Here is a 13122-nt window from a genome sequence, read left to right as displayed (position 1 = left end):
CCGTCAGTCCACCGTGGACTTCGTGCCGCGCCGGGCCCTGGCCGCCATCTCCCTGAGGTGACCGATCAGTTCCGGCGGTTCGTGCACGGTGAATTCGCAGCCGAGCCCGAGGATGCGGAACGCGAGCCAGTCCAGGGTGTCCGTGCCCGCGTGGAAAACGCAGCTCTCGTCGTCGATCGGTTCCAGCTCGCCGGATCCCTCGCCGATCGCGGGGGAGACCTGGCCGATCGGCGCGTGCAGGGTCACGCGTGCGCTGTAGGTGGGAAGGAGGCTGTACATCTTGTCGGTGACATAGGCCGCCACGTCCTTCGCGGGTGGTTGTCTCGGCGTCGCCCGGCCACCGGTCGCCCGCGGTTCCGAGATCCGGTCCGCGCGGAAGATCCGCCAGTCGTCCCGGTCGAGGTCGTAGCCGAGCAGGTACCACCGGCGTCCGGCGGAGACGAGCCGGTGCGGTTCCACGTGCCGCCGGGATTCGGTCCCGTCGCCGGCGCGATAGGTGAACCGGGTGCGTTCGGTGTTGGCGATCGCGCCGGCGAAGACCGTGAGGTGTTCCGGGTCCACCGCGGCTCCGGTGCCCGGGATCGGCACGGTCGCGGCGCCCAGCGTGCCGACGCGATACCGCAGCCTCGACGGCAGCACCTGCTCGAGTTTGGCCAGCGCCCGCACCGAAGACTCCTCGATTCCCGAGATCGCCTGCCCGGCGGCGCCGCGGAGACCGACCGCGATCGCGACGGCCTCGTCGTCGTCGAGCAGGAGCGGCGGCATCGCCGTGCCGGCGCCCAGCCGGTAGCCGCCTTCGGAACCTCGCGACGCTTCGACGGGGTAACCGAGCTCGCGCAAGCGGTCGATGTCGCGCCGGATGGTCCGCGGGCTGACCTCCAGCCGCTCGGCGAGCTCGCTGCCGGGCCACTCACGAGGCGTTTGCAGGAGTGAAAGCAGGCTCAGCAGCCGGGCGGGCGTGTCGGTCATGCGGTCAAGGATGCCCGTACTCAGTGGTCACCATCGGAAGTCCTCCGGGGACCTCGCGGCCGCACGCCCAGCGGAAACCTGGATCCGCCGAACACCCCCGAAGGGCTTCGATGGCAATCACTGAGTCCCGAATCGGGTGAGCCACACGACTTTGTTTGATTGAACTTGCATGGGAGTGCATAATCATGCGTATGACGGTGAAGATCGCGGTGGCCGGAGCCAGCGGGTACGCGGGCGGCGAACTCCTGCGCCTGCTGCTGACCCATCCCGAAGTCCAGATCGGCGCGCTCACCGCGGCCAGTTCCGCGGGGACGCCGCTCATCCGGCACCAGCCGCACCTCGCGCCCCTGGCGGACCGTGTCCTGCTGGAGACGACCCCGGAGACCCTGGCCGGGCACGACGTCGTCTTCCTCGCCCTGCCGCACGGCCACTCCGGCGCCATCGCCGCGCAGCTCGGCCCGGACGTCCTGGTGATCGATCTCGGCGCGGACCACCGCCTGTCGGACGCGGCGGACTGGCAGCGCTGGTACGGCGGCGACCACGCCGGGCAGTGGCCGTACGGGCTCCCCGAGCTCCCCGGCGCCCGCGAACGTCTCGCCGGGACCAAACGCGTCGCGGTCCCCGGCTGCTTCCCGACCGGCGGTTCGATCGCCCTCGCCCCGGCGCTCGCCGCGGGTTTGGTCGAGCCGGAGGTCAACGTCGTCGCCGTCACCGGGACCTCGGGCGCGGGCAAGAGCCTGAAGCCGAACCTGCTCGGTTCGGAGGTGATGGGTTCGGCCACCGCGTACGGCGTCGGCGGTGCCCACCGCCACACCCCCGAGTTCGCGCAGAACCTTTCCGCGGTCTCGGGTGAGCGGGTCAAGGTGTCGTTCACCCCCGTACTGGCCCCGATGCCGCGCGGGATCCTCACCACCGCGAGCGCTCCGCTGAAGACCGGCCTGGACGCCGATGGCGCCCGCGAGATCTACGAAAAGGCGTACGCCACCGAGCCGTTCGTCCAGCTGCTGCCCGCGGGCCAATGGCCGTCCTCGGCCTCGGTCGTCGGCTCGAACAACGTCCAGCTGCAGGTCACCGTCGACGCCGACACCCGGCGCCTGATCGTGGTCGCGGCCATCGACAACCTGACCAAGGGCACCGCGGGAGGCGCCGTCCAGTCGATGAACATCGCACTGGGCCTCCCGGAAACCACCGGACTACCGACCGTAGGAGTCGCTCCGTGACCGTCACGCAGCCGAAGGGATTCCGTGCCGCGGGCGTCGCCGCCGGGATCAAGGCCGAGGGCAAGCTCGACCTCGCGCTCGTCGTCAACGACGGGCCGCTGCAGGTCGCGGCCGGCGTGTTCACGCGCAACGTGATCAAGGCAGCGCCCGTCCTCTGGTCGCAGGAGGTGCTCAAGCAGCAGCGGCTCAAGGCCGTCGTCCTCAACTCCGGCGGCGCGAACGCCGCCACCGGCCCCGGCGGCTTCCAGGACACCCACAAGACCGCCGAGAAGGTCGCCGAGCTCCTCGATGCGGGCGCTGTCGAGGTCGCGGTCTGCTCGACCGGCCTGATCGGTGAGCGGCTGCCGATGGACGCGCTGCTCTCCGGTGTGGACACCGCCTTCGCCGGCCTCGGCACCGGTACCGAGGCCGATCTCGCCGCCGCCACCGCGATCATGACCACCGACACCAAGCCGAAGCAGGCGGTCGCGAAGCACGACAGCGGCTGGAGCGTCGGCGGGTTCGCCAAGGGCGCCGGCATGCTCGCCCCGAACCTCGCGACGATGCTGTCGGTCCTCACCACCGACGCGGTCGTGACACCGGAAGTCCTGGACAAGGCCCTGCGCGCCGCCACCGGCGTGACCTTCGACCGGCTCGACGTCGACGGCGGCACTTCCACGAACGACACGGTGCTCGTCCTCGCGTCCGGCGCCAGCGGTGTCGAGCCGACCGAGGCCGAACTGACCGAGCTCCTCACCGCCGTCAGTCTCGATCTCGTGCTGCAGCTGCGAGCGGACTCCGAAGGCGCGACCAAGTACGTCGACGTCACGGTCGCCGGCGCGGCGAGCGAGCCGGACGCCATCGCCGTCGGGCGGACGATCGCCGAGGACAACCTGGTCAAGACCGCGCTGTTCGGTTCGGACCCGAACTGGGGCCGCATCGCCATGGCACTGGGCCGGGTGCCCGCGAAGATCGACCCGGACAAGGTCGCCATCGCGATCAACGGCGTCACCCTGTTCGCGAACGGCACACCCGCGGCGGACCGTTCCGAGGCCGATCTCTCCGGCCGGGACATCCGGATCGTCGTCGACCTCGGTCTCGGCGAAGGCGGGGCGACGATCTACACGACCGACCTCTCGCACGCGTACGTCGAAGAGAACAGCGCGTACTCGTCATGAGCCCTTCCGAATCCACCGTCCCCGCGGACGAGCGGCTCGCGACGGCCGCCGAGAAGGCCTCGATCCTCATCGAAGCCCTGCCCTGGCTGCAGCGTTTCCACGGCGCCACCGTCGTGGTCAAGTACGGCGGCAACGCCATGATCGACGAGAGCCTCAAGCAGGCGTTCGCCGAGGACATGGTCTTCCTGCGCATGGCGGGCCTGCGGCCGGTGGTGGTGCACGGCGGTGGCCCGCAGATCACCGCGATGCTCAACCGGCTCGGCGTCGAAGGTGAGTTCAAGGGCGGCCTGCGCGTCACCACGCCCGAGACCATGGACATCGTCCGCATGGTGCTGACCGGCCAGGTCAGCCGCGAACTGGTCGGCCTGATCAACGCGCACGGCCCGTACGCGGTCGGCATCTCCGGCGAGGACGCGCGGTTGTTCACCGCCGAGCGCAAACAGGCCACTGTGGACGGTGTGGCGGTGGACATCGGGCTCGTCGGCGAGGTCTCCGAGGTGAACCCGGACGCGGTGCTCGACATCGTCAACGCGGGCCGGATCCCGGTCGTGTCCACCGTGGCCCCGGACGTCGACGGCGTCGTGCACAACATCAACGCCGACACCGCCGCCGGTGCGCTGGCCGCCGCTCTCGGCGCGGAGAAACTCGTCGTGCTCACCGACGTCGAGGGCCTGTACGCCAACTGGCCGGACCGCGGTTCGCTGGTCGACCGGATCCGCGTGGACCGCCTCGAATCCCTGCTGCCCGGCCTCGCCAGCGGCATGATTCCGAAGATGGAAGCCTGTGTGCGCGCCATCCGCGGCGGCGTCCGCCGGGCGCACGTGATCGACGGCCGCATCGCCCATTCGGTATTGCTGGAGGTCTTCACCTCTCGCGGCATCGGTACCATGGTCTTCCCCGAAACGGAGCTCCCGTGACCACGTACAAGTCCAATGTAGACGGCCAGGAGCACTGGAAGTCGTCCCTCATGGACAACTACGGCACCCCGGCGCTGACCCTGGTCCGCGGTGAGGGGGCGACGGTCTGGGACGCCGACGGCAAACCGTACGTCGACCTGCTGGGTGGCATCGCGGTCAACGCGCTCGGCCACGCGCATCCCGCCGTGGTCGCCGCGGTCACCGAACAGGTCGCGAAACTCGGGCACACCTCGAACCTCTACGTGAACCCGGTCGCCGTCGAGCTGGCCGAAACCCTCCTGGACGTCGCAGGCCTGTCCGGCAACGCGAAGGTGCTGTTCGTCAACTCCGGCGCGGAAGCCAACGAAGCCGCGCTGAAGATCAGCAGGCTCACCGGGCGAAGCAAGATCGTCGCGTGCGAGGGTGCCTTCCACGGCCGTACCATGGGCGCGCTCTCGCTGACCGGTCAGCCGTCCAAGCGGGACGCGTTCGCACCGCTGGTCCCGGGCGTCACTCACGTTCCCTACGGTGACGTCGACGCGCTTCGCGCCGCGGTGGACACCGAGACCGCGGCGGTGTTCCTGGAGCCGATCCTCGGGGAGGCAGGCGTCGTCCCGGCGCCGGACGGCTACCTCCAGGCCGCGCGGGAGATCACCAAGGCGACCGGGACCCTGCTGGTCCTCGACGAGGTACAGACCGGCATCGGCCGCACCGGAGCGTGGTTCGCCTTCCAGCACACCGGCATCGTCCCGGACGTCATCACACTGGCGAAGGGGCTCGGCGGCGGCCTGCCGATCGGCGCGGTCATCGGCGTCGGCGCGGCGGGGGAGCTGATGAAGCCGGGCCAGCACGGCACCACCTTCGGCGGTAACCCGGTCTGCTGCGCCGCCGGGCTCGCCGTGCTCAAGACCATTGCCACGGAAAACCTGAACGACCACGTTTCCGCGCTGGGCAAGGACATCGCTTCCCGTGTCGAGGAGCTCGGCCACCCGCTGGTGGCCGGGGTCCGCGGGGCCGGGCTGCTGCTCGGCATCGCGTTGCGCGAACCGGTCTCGGCGACGGTCGCCAAGGCCGCGCAGGACGCGGGATATCTGGTCAACCCGATCGCCCCGGACACCATCCGGCTGGCACCGCCGCTGATCCTGAGCGCCGAAGAGGCCACGGGATTCCTCGAAGCCCTTCCCGGGGCGCTCGATTCCACCACCACCTAGGACAGAGACCAAACGCATGCTCCGCAACTTTCTCCGTGACGACGATCTGAGCCCGGCCGAACAGGCCGAGATCCTGGACCTCGCCGACCAGCTGAAGGCCGAGCCGCTCAGCTCCCGCGCGCTGGAGGGCAAATCCGTCGCGGCGATCTTCGAGAAGAACTCCACCCGGACCCGGTTCTCCTTCGAGGTGGGCATCGCCCAGCTCGGCGGGAACCCGGTCATCGTCGACGGCCGCTCCATGCAGCTCGGCCGCGAAGAGACCATCGAGGACACCTCACGGGTGCTTTCGCGGTATCTCGACGCGATCGTCTGGCGCACCTTCGCCCAGAAGCGCATCGACGCGATGGCGTCGGCGGCGAGCATCCCGGTGATCAACGCGCTCACCGACGAGTTCCACCCGTGCCAGGTGCTCACCGACCTGATGACCATCCGCGAGCGCAAGGGCAAGCTCGCCGGGCTCACCCTGGTCTACCTCGGCGACGGCGCCAACAACATGGCGCATTCGCTGCTGCTGGGCGGGACCACGGCCGGGATGCACGTCCGCGTCGTCTCGCCGGAAGGCTTCCAGCCGGACCAGCAGGTCATGCTCGACGCGAAGCACCGGTCGACGGAGACCGGCGGCAGCACCACGGTGTTCACCGATCCGTACGCGGCCGTCGAAGGCGCGGACGTCGTCGTCACCGACACCTGGACTTCGATGGGCCAGGAGAACGACGGTCTCGACCGCGTCGGCCCGTTCCGTGAGCTGCAGGTCAACGCCGCGCTGATGCGCCGCGCCGCGGACGAGGCGATCGTGCTGCACTGCCTGCCCGCGCACCGCGGCTGGGAGATCACCGACGAGGTCATCGACGGACCGGCCAGCGCGGTCTGGGACGAGGCCGAGAACCGGCTCCACGCGCAGAAGGCCTTGCTGGTGTGGCTCATGGACGAGAAGCGGCGACGATGACCGGCAGCCGAGTCACCCGGCAGGCACGGATCACCGAACTCGTGTCCACGATGGCGATCCGCAGCCAGACCGAGCTCGCGAAGCTCCTGGCGGCCGAAGGGATCGACGTCACGCAGGCGACGCTTTCGCGGGACCTCGACGAACTGGGCGCGGTGAAGCTCCGAGGTGCCGATTCCGGCGCGCCGGTGTATGTCATTCCCGAGGACGGCAGCCCGGTACGCGGTGTGCAGGGTGGCACGTCCCGGCTTTCGCGGTTGCTCGCCGAACTGCTCGTTTCGGCGGACTCGTCGGGCAACCTGACGGTGCTGCGCACCCCGCCGGGCGCGGCGCAGTTCCTGGCCAGCGCCATCGACAGGGCGGCGCTGGAAGAGGTCGTCGGCTCCATCGCCGGCGACGACACGGTCGCGGTGATCGCGAGGGAACCGCTGTCCGGCAAAGACCTGGCCGAGCGTTTCATGGCGCTGGCCCGACGGTCGTCCACAGTGGACGGCGGTGAGGAGACCGAAGGTGACGCCTGACGGGTTCGCCTTCCCGGATGACCCGGAGAAGCTGGTCATCACCTTCGACGAAGGTGTGCCGGTGGCCATCGACGGGGAGACCGTGACGCTGCTGGAAGCGTTCCAGCAGCTGAACCGCCGTGTCGGCGCCTTCGGGCTCAGAGGACGCGAGATCTACGAGGGGCCGGCCGCGGTCGCGCTGGTCAGCGCGCACGAAGAACTGCAAAAGGTCAGTACCGGGCGGGTGTCCGGCGAGGTCCGGCTGGTCCTGCACCGCGGGAACGCGGTCGTGAACTCCGCGCGCGACGAGCGCGCGCTGTACGACTTCACCACAGGCGCTACCTTCGACCGGTCAGTCGCCTGAAGAGAACCAGAAGAATTCGAGGAGTGTCGTGAGCGGGAATGAGCAGCCGGTGCAGCTGTGGGGTGGCCGGTTCGCCAGCGGGCCGGCGGAGGCGATGGCGGCGCTGAGCGCGTCGACCCATTTCGACTGGCGGCTGGCGCCGTACGACATCGCCGGTTCGCGGGCCCACGCGCGAGTGCTGCGGAAGGCGGGGCTGCTCACCGATGACGAGCTGACCGGCATGCTCGCCGCGCTGGACACGCTCGCGCGGGACGTCGAGTCGGGCGCGTTCACCCCGACCGTCGCCGACGAGGACGTCCACACCGCGCTCGAACGCGGTCTGCTGGAGCGGGCGGGCACCGAACTCGGCGGCAAGCTGCGGGCGGGCCGTTCGCGCAACGACCAGGTCGCGACGCTGTTCCGGATGTGGCTGCGCGACGCCGCCCGTCGCGTGGTCGCGGGCACCCTCGGCGTCGTCGACGCGCTGGTTTCGCAGGCGAAGCGGCATCCGGACGCGATCCTCCCCGGCCGCACCCACCTGCAGCACGCCCAGCCCGTCCTGCTGGCGCACCACCTGCTCGCGCACGGCCAGTCGCTGCTGCGCGACGTCACCCGGCTGCGTGACTGGGACGCTCGCACCGCCGAGTCGCCCTATGGCTCCGGCGCGCTCGCGGGTTCCTCCCTCGGCCTCGACCCCGAGGCCGTCGCCGTGGAACTGGGTTTCGACACCAGCGTCGAGAACTCCATCGACGGCACGGCCTCGCGGGACTTCGTCGCCGAGTTCGCCTTCGACGTCGCGATGCTCGCGGTCAACCTGTCCAGGATCGCCGAAGAGGTGATCATCTGGAACACCGCCGAATTCGGCTACGTCACCCTCGACGACGCCTGGGCGACCGGCAGCTCGATCATGCCGCAGAAGAAGAACCCGGACGTCGCCGAGCTGACCCGCGGCAAGGCCGGGCGGCTCATCGGCAACCTGACCGGTCTGCTCGCGACGCTCAAGGCGCAGCCGCTGGCCTACAACCGTGACCTTCAGGAAGACAAGGAGCCGGTCTTCGACTCCGTCGAACAGCTGGAACTGCTGTTCCCGGCGATCGCGGGCATGCTCGAGACGCTGACCTTCCACACCGACCGGCTCGCCGAACTGGCGCCCGCCGGGTTCACCCTCGCCACGGACATCGCCGAATGGCTGGTGCGCCAGGGCGTTCCGTTCCGTGTCGCGCACGAAGCGGCGGGGGAGAGCGTCCGCGTCGCGGAAGCCCGCGGTGTCGGCCTGGACGAACTGACCGACGAAGAATTCGAGAAGATCAACCCCGCTCTGACGCCCGCCGTGCGCGAGGTGCTGACCGTCGAGGGCTCGGTGAGTTCGCGCGACGCCCGCGGCGGTACCGCTCCGGAGCGGGTCGCCGAGCAGCGGGACCGGCTGGTCGCGCGGGTCGCCGAACACCGCGCCTGGCTGAGCTGACCTCTCGCGTGAAGGCCTCCTTCCCTCGGCTCAGCCGAGGGAAGGAGGCCTTCACGCGCTTCAAGGCCGCTTCGCGGTTTTCCGGAGCTTCGCTCGCACCGCCCGGGTGGCGACCGGTCCGAGCCCTTCGAGGACGTCGACCAGGACAGCCAGCTGTCCCAACGCGTTCAACGCCTGCTCGGCGCCGTCCGGATCAACCGACTCGAACAGCGTGAGTCCGAGGAAACCGGCGGAGACGGCGTGAGCGAGTCCTTCGGTCTCGGCCAGTTCGAGCACCGGTGAACCGGCCAGCACGCGGTCGAGGGTCCCTTGGACTTCGCGGACCCATTTGTCCAGCGCCTGCCGCGTCGCCTCGGCCAGCCGTCCGCCGCCCTGCGCGCCGGCGAGCGCTTGGGCGAGGACCGTCATGTTCCCCTCGGCGCGTTCCTCCGCGTGAATGATCCGGCCCAGATCCAGCAGCTCCCCGAGCGTGGTCACCTCGGCGAACCGGTCCCGGAAGTGGGCGACGCGGCCTTCGGTCGCCATCACGCAGGCCTGCGCGATCAGCTCCTCGACACTGCCGAAGTGATAGAAGATCAGCGCCTGATTGGTGCCCGCCGCGGTGGCGACCGTCCTGGCCGAAACGGCGGTGATCCCGCTGGTGCGGATGGTCTCCAGCGCTCCGTCGATCAACCGCTGTTTCGTGCTGGGCCCGTTCATCAGTCCAGGACCTTCTCACGCAGGGGCTTCACCGCGCCGCTCACCCCCGGCCGCAGATCGACGAACCGTGCCTCGAACGCGCCCCGGTAGCCGAACAGCGGCCCGAACCGCCGGTTCGTCACCCGGATCTCGATGCGGAAGAGCCCGCTCTCCTCGTCGAACCACTCGTCGACCTCGGCCACACCGACGACGGATCGTGGCACCACACAGCGAAGCGGGCCTTCGCGGATACGGAACTCCTCCGACCGGATGTGGAAGCCGCCGTCCGGTCGCACCGTCAGGTCGAGATCGACGGCGAGGTGCTGATGTGTCCCCAGGTAGTCGACGATCTTCCGGCGCTCGGTGCTGTAGATCATCTGCGCGTCGAACCGGCGACGCCGTTCCGGCAGTTCGAAGGTGCGGACGAACGACACCGTCTCCCGGCCGAGCGAGTCGACGTACGGATAGTTCTCGATGGTGAAAGGGACATTGCGACCACGTTCCGGGAACAGGATGTGCCTCGACGCGCCGAGTCGCAGGAACGGTGTGGCGAACGCGGTGCCGCGCCAGATCTCGTCCATCACGCCGACGCCGATCATCCCGACACCGTTCTCCGTGCTCAGCGACAGCCGTTCCCGCATCCGCGGGTGTAAGGACGCGAAGCCGGCGCCCAGCGCTTCTCGGAAGATCATGCCTGCTCCAGGGTGTCGAGGATGCGGGGCGCGACGCCGTCCTTGCCCGGTCTCGGACTCCGGCGGCAGCGCCTCGCCGAGGGTGAGAGCAGGGGGCGTTCTTCCGGCGGCCCGCCGGTCTCGAGCCACAGGCGGAGCCTGTCGAACGACCAGGCCGTTATCCAGCCGAAGAGCGGCCGGAACAGCAGGTCGGCGAATTTGCCGAAGACACCCCATCGAGTGATGTAGTCGAAGCCGGTGACGAACCGGACACCGCCGTCGATCGGGGTGTAGCGCCAGTACCCCGAACCGGACTTGATGAGCGACAGCGGATCCGCGGAGGCGAACCGCAACGCGGAGGTCCGGCCGCCGTCCGGCCGCGTGCTCTCGCCGGCGTGTGTTCCGGTCCCGCTGACGACGAGCCCCAGGAACTCGGTCGTGTACCGGAACCGTCCCGGCGAACCCGTGACCGGCTCGATCTGTGAGAAGCGGAGATCCCACCGTGCGTGCAGACGCGGGTCCTGCGTGTACCGCCACAGCGTGTCGAGGTCGGTGCGGATCACCGTTTCGACGTAAAGCGCTCTTCGCCTCATAGCCCCTCCAGTTTTGAGCGTCCGCTCAAAAGCACTGTAGAGCATGTTTGAGCGATCGCTCAATACCTGGACCGTTAAGGTCGTCTTGGGAGAACGCGAGGAAAAGGGGAGTGCGGAAAGTGAAGACCGGCAGGCAGTTCACCCGGCGCGAGCTGGCGCTGGATCCGGTGGAGCTGTCCAAACTCCTGCTCGGCGCGGTGATCGAAGCGACCGGTCCCGACGGCACGGTCGCCGTCCGCCTGGTGGAGGTCGAGGCCTATCGAGGACTCGACGACCCCGCGTCGCACTGCTATCGCGGCAAGACGCCGCGCAACGCGGTCATGTGGGGTCCCGCAGGGCATCTGTACGTGTACTTCGTCTATGGCATGCACTTCTGCGCGAACGTCGTCGGCACCGAAGACGGGCAGCCGGGCGCCGTGCTGCTGCGGGCCGGGGAGGTGGTGTCCGGTGCGGACATCGCGAAGGCGCGCAGGCCGTCGGCACGTGGCAACGGCGAACTCGCCAAAGGCCCGGCCATCCTCACGTCGGTGCTCGGCATCGACCGGGCCGAGAACGGCGTCGACCTGACCGACCCCGCGTCACCCGTCCGGTTGTTCACCGGCGAACGCGTTCCCGAAACGGACATCCGCACCGGGCCGCGCGTCGGCGTCGCGATGGCCATGGACACGCCATGGCGGTTCTGGATCGACGGATCGCCCGCGGTCTCCACCTACCGCCGGGGCGGCAAGCGACGGGCGGCCGCCCCCGGCCGATAGTCGGTTGACCTGGTGCGGGAGGATCTACAGGCGTGAGCGAGCACATCCTTGACGAGCTGACCTGGCGCGGCCTGATCGCGCAATCCACCGACCTCGAAGCACTGCGGCGAGACCTCGACCAAGGACCTCTCACGCTCTATTGCGGATTCGACCCGACGGCGCCCAGCCTGCACGCCGGCAACCTGGTGCCGCTGCTGATGCTCTCCCGCTTCCAGCGCGCCGGTCACCGGCCGATCGTGCTGGCGGGTGTCGCCACCGGGATGATCGGCGACCCGCGCGACACCGGTGAGCGCACCCTCAACACGCTGGACACCGTCGCCGAATGGGCCGACCGGATCCGCGGGCAGCTGGAGCGTTTCGTCGACTTCGACGACTCGCCGACCGGCGCGGTCATCGAGAACAACCTGAACTGGACCGGCAAGCAGACCGTCGTCGAGTTCCTGCGCGACGTCGGCAAGCACTTCCCGGTCAACATGATGCTGAACCGGGAGACGGTGAAGCGCCGCCTCGAAGCCGACGGCATGTCGTACACCGAGTTCAGCTACCTGCTGCTGCAGTCGCAGGACTACCTGCACCTGTACCGCGAGTACGGCTGCAAACTGCAGATCGGCGGCTCCGACCAGTGGGGCAACCTCGTCGGCGGGGTCGACCTGATCCGCCGGACCGACGGCGGGCACACGCACGCGCTGACCGCGCCGCTGGTCACCGACACCGAGGGACGCAAGTTCGGGAAGTCCACCGGCGGCGGCAGCGTCTGGCTCGACCCGGAGATGACCTCTCCGTACGCGTGGTTCCAGTACTTCCTGAACGTCGCCGACTCCGACGTCATCCGCTACCTGCGGATGTTCTCCTTCCTCGGGCAGGAGGAGATCGCGACGCTGGCCGAGGACACCGAACAGCGCCCCCACCTGCGGTCCGCGCAGCGGAAGCTGGCGGAGGACTTCACGACCCTGGTGCACGGCGAGGCGGCGACCCGGCAGGTCCTCGCCGCGAGCCAGGCGCTGTTCGGCAGGGGAGAGCTGCGTGAGCTGGACTCGCCGACCCTCGACGCCGCCATGGCCGAGGTGCCCAACGGCAAGGTCGACCCGAACGGCGAGTCGACGATCGTCGACCTGCTGATCGCCGCCGGGCTCGTCGACAGCAAGGGCGCCGCGCGCCGCACCGTCAAGGAAGGCGGCGCGTACGTCAACAACACGAAGATCGCCGACGAGGAGTGGAAGCCGTCCGCGGACGACGCCCTGCACGGCCGCTGGCTCGTGGTCCGCAAGGGCAAGCGCAACGTCGCCGGCGTGCGCGTCGGGGGCTGATCGCGGGCAAGCGCCCGAAACAGGGCTCCTGACCTGCGGGAACGCAGTTAAGGTACCCCCCTGTTTCGGGCCCTTCCGGGGCGTGTAAAGTTCTCCAAGTCGCCAGGGAAACCGGGTGGCCGACCGGGACACGAACCAAGCTCTCGCCTCAGGGCGATTGAGTGGGTGTCTCACCAAAAACTGCTAGGAATGACTGCTTCGGATAAGGCCGCGTGCGGTGCGATCTGGGGTGTGTTGCTTGAGAACTCAACAGTGTGCTAGTGAACTAAGCCAGTAGAGCTTATGTATTTGAACCTCGTTTTGGGGTTCCTTTGAGAGCAAGTATTTGCCTCGATCAAATTTGACATTGTTGGAGAGTTTGATCCTGGCTCAGGACGAACGCTGGCGGCGTGCTTAACACATGCAAGTCGAACG

14 protein-coding genes and 1 rRNA gene are annotated in these 13122 nt (G+C 69.1%); 11 read left to right on the top strand and 4 right to left on the bottom strand.

The genetic code is table 11. The features are described from left to right. Positions 1 to 3 precede the first annotated feature (3 nt). Positions 4 to 969 (bottom strand): helix-turn-helix transcriptional regulator, encoded by a 966-nt coding sequence (locus tag ACLJQ7_RS27225; RefSeq protein WP_410651007.1) that lies wholly within the window; start codon positions 967 to 969, stop codon positions 4 to 6. Positions 970 to 1160: 191 nt separating this feature from the next. Between ACLJQ7_RS27225 and argC the strand changes: the two genes are divergently transcribed. From argC to argH, 8 genes are read left to right on the top strand one after another with little or no spacing between them, the layout of a single operon-like run. Next, positions 1161 to 2189 (top strand): N-acetyl-gamma-glutamyl-phosphate reductase, encoded by a 1029-nt coding sequence (gene argC / locus ACLJQ7_RS27220; protein ID WP_410651006.1) that lies wholly within the window; start codon positions 1161 to 1163, stop codon positions 2187 to 2189. Then, positions 2186 to 3346 carry a bifunctional glutamate N-acetyltransferase/amino-acid acetyltransferase ArgJ gene (gene argJ / locus ACLJQ7_RS27215; protein WP_410651005.1) on the top strand — a complete coding sequence of 387 codons (1161 nt, stop codon included), beginning with the start codon at positions 2186 to 2188 and terminating at the stop codon, positions 3344 to 3346. The genes argC and argJ overlap by 4 nt, the downstream gene beginning before the upstream one ends. Next, positions 3343 to 4263, top strand: coding sequence for an acetylglutamate kinase (gene argB, locus ACLJQ7_RS27210; protein ID WP_410651004.1), 921 nt, complete (start codon positions 3343 to 3345; stop codon positions 4261 to 4263). Before argJ ends, argB begins: the two co-directional genes overlap by 4 nt. After that, entirely contained in the window at positions 4260 to 5453 is a 1194-nt protein-coding gene (locus ACLJQ7_RS27205) for an acetylornithine transaminase (RefSeq protein WP_410651003.1), read from the top strand. The genes argB and ACLJQ7_RS27205 overlap by 4 nt, the downstream gene beginning before the upstream one ends. 16 nt (positions 5454 to 5469) lie before the next feature. After that, positions 5470 to 6399, top strand: a complete 930-nt coding sequence (gene argF / locus ACLJQ7_RS27200; RefSeq protein WP_410651002.1) for an ornithine carbamoyltransferase — start codon at positions 5470 to 5472, stop codon at positions 6397 to 6399. After that, complete coding sequence (locus ACLJQ7_RS27195; RefSeq protein ID WP_034321647.1) at positions 6396 to 6917, top strand: arginine repressor; 522 nt, start codon at positions 6396 to 6398, stop codon at positions 6915 to 6917. The genes argF and ACLJQ7_RS27195 overlap by 4 nt, the downstream gene beginning before the upstream one ends. Next, entirely contained in the window at positions 6907 to 7260 is a 354-nt protein-coding gene (locus ACLJQ7_RS27190; protein WP_410651001.1) for an argininosuccinate synthase, read from the top strand. Before ACLJQ7_RS27195 ends, ACLJQ7_RS27190 begins: the two co-directional genes overlap by 11 nt. 28 nt (positions 7261 to 7288) lie before the next feature. Beyond that, entirely contained in the window at positions 7289 to 8704 is a 1416-nt protein-coding gene (gene argH / locus ACLJQ7_RS27185; RefSeq protein ID WP_410651000.1) for an argininosuccinate lyase, read from the top strand. A gap of 60 nt (positions 8705 to 8764) precedes the next feature. On the opposite strand, the gene ACLJQ7_RS27180 is transcribed toward argH, so the two are convergent. Genes ACLJQ7_RS27180 through ACLJQ7_RS27170 form a run of 3 tightly spaced genes read right to left on the bottom strand, consistent with a single transcriptional unit; the run spans position 8765 to position 10646 of the window. Next, positions 8765 to 9403, bottom strand: coding sequence for a TetR/AcrR family transcriptional regulator (locus ACLJQ7_RS27180; RefSeq protein WP_410650999.1), 639 nt, complete (start codon positions 9401 to 9403; stop codon positions 8765 to 8767). Further along, complete coding sequence (locus tag ACLJQ7_RS27175; RefSeq protein ID WP_410650998.1) at positions 9403 to 10074, bottom strand: DUF4166 domain-containing protein; 672 nt, start codon at positions 10072 to 10074, stop codon at positions 9403 to 9405. The genes ACLJQ7_RS27180 and ACLJQ7_RS27175 overlap by 1 nt, the downstream gene beginning before the upstream one ends. After that, complete coding sequence (locus tag ACLJQ7_RS27170; protein WP_410650997.1) at positions 10071 to 10646, bottom strand: SRPBCC family protein; 576 nt, start codon at positions 10644 to 10646, stop codon at positions 10071 to 10073. Before ACLJQ7_RS27170 ends, ACLJQ7_RS27175 begins: the two co-directional genes overlap by 4 nt. A 119-nt stretch (positions 10647 to 10765) precedes the next feature. Here ACLJQ7_RS27170 and ACLJQ7_RS27165 point away from each other — a divergent pair, with 119 nt between their 5' ends. The 3 genes from ACLJQ7_RS27165 to ACLJQ7_RS27155 form a co-directional block, all read left to right on the top strand. Then, on the top strand, positions 10766 to 11401 hold the full coding sequence (locus tag ACLJQ7_RS27165; RefSeq protein WP_410651341.1) for a DNA-3-methyladenine glycosylase: 636 nt from the start codon (positions 10766 to 10768) through the stop codon (positions 11399 to 11401). A gap of 32 nt (positions 11402 to 11433) precedes the next feature. Next, positions 11434 to 12708: a tyrosine--tRNA ligase gene (tyrS, locus tag ACLJQ7_RS27160; RefSeq protein WP_410650996.1), complete on the top strand. Its 1275-nt coding sequence runs from the start codon at positions 11434 to 11436 to the stop codon at positions 12706 to 12708. Positions 12709 to 13054: 346 nt separating this feature from the next. Further along, positions 13055 to 13122: ribosomal RNA gene (locus tag ACLJQ7_RS27155) — 16S ribosomal RNA — on the top strand; the annotation flags it as partial.

It is taken from the genome of Amycolatopsis sp. cmx-4-54 (genome assembly GCF_046548895.1).
In the GTDB taxonomy this organism is placed as follows: Bacteria; Actinomycetota; Actinomycetes; order Mycobacteriales; family Pseudonocardiaceae; genus Amycolatopsis.
Note: the sequence above shows the minus strand (reverse complement) of the source record. Positions and strands in the feature narration are given on the sequence as shown.

What these genes read in the sequence shown, in the direction of transcription:
- ACLJQ7_RS27180 (WP_410650999.1), bottom strand. Translation starts at nt 9,403, where the DNA reads ATGAACGGGCCCAGCACGAAACAGCGGTTGATCGACGGAGCGCTGGAG.
- argC (WP_410651006.1), top strand. Translation starts at nt 1,161, where the DNA reads ATGACGGTGAAGATCGCGGTGGCCGGAGCCAGCGGGTACGCGGGCGGC.
- ACLJQ7_RS27175 (WP_410650998.1), bottom strand. Translation starts at nt 10,074, where the DNA reads ATGATCTTCCGAGAAGCGCTGGGCGCCGGCTTCGCGTCCTTACACCCG.
- argB (WP_410651004.1), top strand. Translation starts at nt 3,343, where the DNA reads ATGAGCCCTTCCGAATCCACCGTCCCCGCGGACGAGCGGCTCGCGACG.
- ACLJQ7_RS27195 (WP_034321647.1), top strand. Translation starts at nt 6,396, where the DNA reads ATGACCGGCAGCCGAGTCACCCGGCAGGCACGGATCACCGAACTCGTG.
- ACLJQ7_RS27170 (WP_410650997.1), bottom strand. Translation starts at nt 10,646, where the DNA reads ATGAGGCGAAGAGCGCTTTACGTCGAAACGGTGATCCGCACCGACCTC.
- ACLJQ7_RS27225 (WP_410651007.1), bottom strand. Translation starts at nt 969, where the DNA reads ATGACCGACACGCCCGCCCGGCTGCTGAGCCTGCTTTCACTCCTGCAA.
- argF (WP_410651002.1), top strand. Translation starts at nt 5,470, where the DNA reads ATGCTCCGCAACTTTCTCCGTGACGACGATCTGAGCCCGGCCGAACAG.